Genomic DNA, 3,136 nt, shown 5'->3' with positions numbered 1-3,136 from the left:
ACGCTCGGAGTGACAGCGGTGACTGAGTGAGAAAATTACGGCGCCGATCGACACGATCGGCGCCGCTTGATTCTCGCCGGATCGCGGCGATGAATTGCACGCCGACTGCGCGTCACACAGCGTGTGCGATGCCATGATCGTGTAAGCGAAGACTCTTGCTTGCGTCGGCAGGAAGGCGGGAAACTGCGGCATGCCTCGTCGAGGGCGCCCTTGAGCACGCGGAAGCGCGCAGTCCCGCAGCCATGATCTCACCACTCAGCCTTTCCAACGTCCTCACTTTGATCTTTGCCGTCACCTGCCTGACGATGGTGCTGAATCAGAGATCCGATCGCGTTCAAAGAATATCCCGTCTCGTCGTTCCGCCGGCTCTGGCTGTCGTCGTCGCCCTGATCCTGCTCACTGGCGTGTTCGAGTCCGGCCTGGCCACCGATGCGCTGTGGGTCGGTGGAGCGATCGTCGGCTTCGTCCTGGGTCGCCTGCGGGGCCGCATGCTGCCGATGGAGCTTCTGCCTGCGCCCGGATCGGTCCGCGTCGCGCAGACGGCGGACCACCTGGCGGCAGCGTTCGCGCTGGTCGCGGTCGCCGCGACGGATTTCACCTCGGCGACGCTGCGCGAGCCCGTCCTGGAGCCGGCACTCGTTGCCGCCGGCGGAGCGTTGTGCGCCGGCTTTCTCGCGGGACGCTTCCTCATGATCGCCGTCCGCGCCGATCCGGTGGCGCGGCTGAAGAAGGGCGCGCGATAGAGCTGTTGCAGGGGCATTCCGTCCGGCGGACGAAATAGCCTTTCGCAAGCGCTTCACCAGCCCATCGACTGCTGCTTCGCGCTACAGTCGGCCGAGAGGTTGATCCATGACCGATGAAGAGGCCGGCCGCGTCCGCGATTTCGTGGGCTACGGGCGCAATCCACCCGATCCCAAGTGGCTGGGCGGTGCGCACGTCGCGGTCAATTTCGTCATCAACTACGAAGAGGGCGGCGAGCGCGCCGTGCCCGATGGCGATCCCGCCAGCGAGACCGCCCTGACCGAGGGCTCGACCGCCACGTTCGCGGGCCGCGACCTCGGCGCCGAAAGCATGTTCGAGTACGGCAGCCGGGCCGGCTTCTGGCGGCTGCACCGCATCTTCACCCGGCGCAAGCTGCCCTGCACGGTGTTCGCCATCGCCCGCGCGCTCGAGCGCAATCCCGAGGCGTGCGCGGCCATGCGCGAGGCGGGCTGGGACGTGGCCGGGCACGGCTACAAGTGGGAAATGCACGCCACCATGGCGCCCGACTACGAGAAGAAGCAGATCGAGCTGGCGACCGAGAGCATCACGCGGACCATCGGCACGCGGCCGGCCGGCTGGTACAGCCGCTATGCACCATCGATGCAGACGCGCAACCTGCTGCTCGACGCCGGCTACGAGTACGACAGCGACACCTACGACGACGAACTGCCCTACTGGCTGAAGGTCGGTTCGCGCAAACAGCTGATCGTGCCCTACTCGATCACCCATAACGACGTGCGGTTCCAGCGCCAGGGCATGACGTCGGGCGACGAATACCTCGCCTACATCAAGAACGCCGTGCAGTGCGTGCTGGAGGAGGATCCGCCGCGCATGCTGAGCTTCGGCCTGCACAATCGCATCATCGGCCATCCCGGCCGCGCGCTGGGCCTCGCCCGAGTGCTCGACTGGCTCGCCGCCCAGCCGCGCGTCTGGATCACGCGGCGTGTCGACATCGCGCGACATTGGCGGAAGGTGCATCCTGCGCCGTTGTCATCCTGAGCGCAGCGAAGGATCTCATGGCATTTCGACCGGCATGCCGCTTGCAATCGCCATGAGATCCTTCGCTTCGCTCAGGATGACAGAAACGTTCGGGATGACAGAAACGCTGGTCGCAAATCGGAGTGCGTTAGTTTGAGGAGACACCCATGACCATCCGTCGCCCGCTCGACGGCTTTCTCGTCCTCGATCTCGGGCAGATCTACAACGGACCCTATTGCGGCCTGACCCTGGGCTTCATGGGCGCGCGCGTGCTCAAGATCGAGCCGCCGGAGGGCGACGTCGTGCGGCGGCGCAAGCGCGAGGTCGAGCCGTGGCCTCTGGTCATGCTGAACTCCAACAAGGAATCGGTGGTCCTCGACCTCAAGCAGCCGCGCGGCAAGGAGATCTTCCTCGATCTCGTCAAGCAGGCCGACGTCCTGATCGAGAACTTCGCGGCCGGCGTCATGGACCGGCTGGGGCTGGGCTACGACGTGCTGAGCAAGCTCAATCCGCGGCTGGTCTATGGCGGCAGTTCGGGCTACGGGCTCGACGGGCCCTACCGCGACCTCGCCGCCATGGACGTCACGGTCCAGGCGATGACCGGCATCATGAACTCGACCGGCCAGCCCGACGGTCCGCCGACCAAGGCGGGCGCCGCGGTCTGCGACTTCCTGGCGGGCATCCATCTCTGCGCCGGCATCCTGGGCGCGCTGGTGCAGCGAGAGCGCACGGGCCAGGGCCAGCGTGTCGAGGTCGCCATGCACGAGGCCGGCACGATCGCGCTGGCCTCGGCGCTGGGCGCGGTGATGGACGGCGACACCAGCGTGCCCGAGCGCACGGGCAATCGTCATCCCGCGCTCGCCATGGCGCCCTACAACACCTATCGCTGCAGCGACGGCTACGTGGCGATCTTCACCTCGGCGGAGCGTCACTGGCAGTCGATGTGCCAGCTGCTTGGCCGTCCGGAGCTCGCCGAGCATCCCGAATACGGGAGCACGGTGGCGCGCGCCCGCAACATGGCGGAGATCGACGACATCGTGGGCGCCTGGACGCTGCCGCGCAGCAAGGCCGAGGTGATGCGCCTCCTGAACGAGGCGCACGTGCCCTGCTCGCCGGTGAAGACCGCCAGCGAGGTGGCGCGCGATCCGCATCTGGAGGCGCGCGGCTTCTGGGTCGACATCGACCATCCGCGCCGCGGCCGCACGCGCGTGCCGATCTCGCCGATCAGGCTGCACGCCGGCGGCAAGCCCGAGATCAGGAGCCCGGCGCCGACCTTGGGGCAGCATACGGAGAAGGTGCTGGCCGAGCTTTTAGGGCTGAAGGCGGAGGAGCTTGCCAAGCTCCGCGCCGAGCGAGTCACGGAGCCGGTGACGGAGCGGAAGGGTTAGTGCGGGAG

The 3,136-nt window shown here is 67.2% G+C and carries 4 protein-coding genes; 3 read left to right on the top strand and 1 reads right to left on the bottom strand.

Annotated elements, in window-relative coordinates; genetic code table 11:
• Window positions 1-192, bottom strand: a 192-nt coding sequence (locus RSO01_RS48780) for a hypothetical protein (RefSeq protein ID WP_218037685.1), incomplete at its 3' end; no start/stop codon positions are given.
• A 50-nt stretch (window positions 193-242) separates the two neighbouring features.
• On the opposite strand from RSO01_RS48780, the gene RSO01_RS46360 reads away from it, so the two are divergent.
• The 3 genes from RSO01_RS46360 to RSO01_RS46350 all read left to right on the top strand — a co-directional run bounded on the left by RSO01_RS46360 (window position 243) and on the right by RSO01_RS46350 (window position 3,128).
• On the top strand, window positions 243-743 hold the full coding sequence (locus tag RSO01_RS46360) for a hypothetical protein (protein WP_218037684.1): 501 nt from the start codon (window positions 243-245) through the stop codon (window positions 741-743).
• A 106-nt stretch (window positions 744-849) separates the two neighbouring features.
• Window positions 850-1,761, top strand: coding sequence for a polysaccharide deacetylase family protein (locus RSO01_RS46355; protein WP_147157408.1), 912 nt, complete (start codon window positions 850-852; stop codon window positions 1,759-1,761).
• A gap of 146 nt (window positions 1,762-1,907) precedes the next feature.
• Window positions 1,908-3,128, top strand: a complete 1,221-nt coding sequence (locus RSO01_RS46350) for a CaiB/BaiF CoA transferase family protein (RefSeq protein ID WP_147157407.1) — start codon at window positions 1,908-1,910, stop codon at window positions 3,126-3,128.
• The last annotated feature ends 8 nt before the right edge of the window (window positions 3,129-3,136 follow it).

The sequence above is a fragment of the Reyranella soli genome (genome assembly GCF_007992495.1).
Taxonomy (GTDB): domain Bacteria; phylum Pseudomonadota; class Alphaproteobacteria; order Reyranellales; family Reyranellaceae; genus Reyranella; species Reyranella soli.
Note: the sequence above shows the minus strand (reverse complement) of the source record. Positions and strands in the feature narration are given on the sequence as shown.

Coding starts and splice junctions, on each gene's coding strand:
- RSO01_RS46360 (WP_218037684.1), top strand. CDS start 243: ATGATCTCACCACTCAGCCTTTCCAACGTCCTCACTTTGATCTTTGCC.
- RSO01_RS46355 (WP_147157408.1), top strand. CDS start 850: ATGACCGATGAAGAGGCCGGCCGCGTCCGCGATTTCGTGGGCTACGGG.
- RSO01_RS46350 (WP_147157407.1), top strand. CDS start 1,908: ATGACCATCCGTCGCCCGCTCGACGGCTTTCTCGTCCTCGATCTCGGG.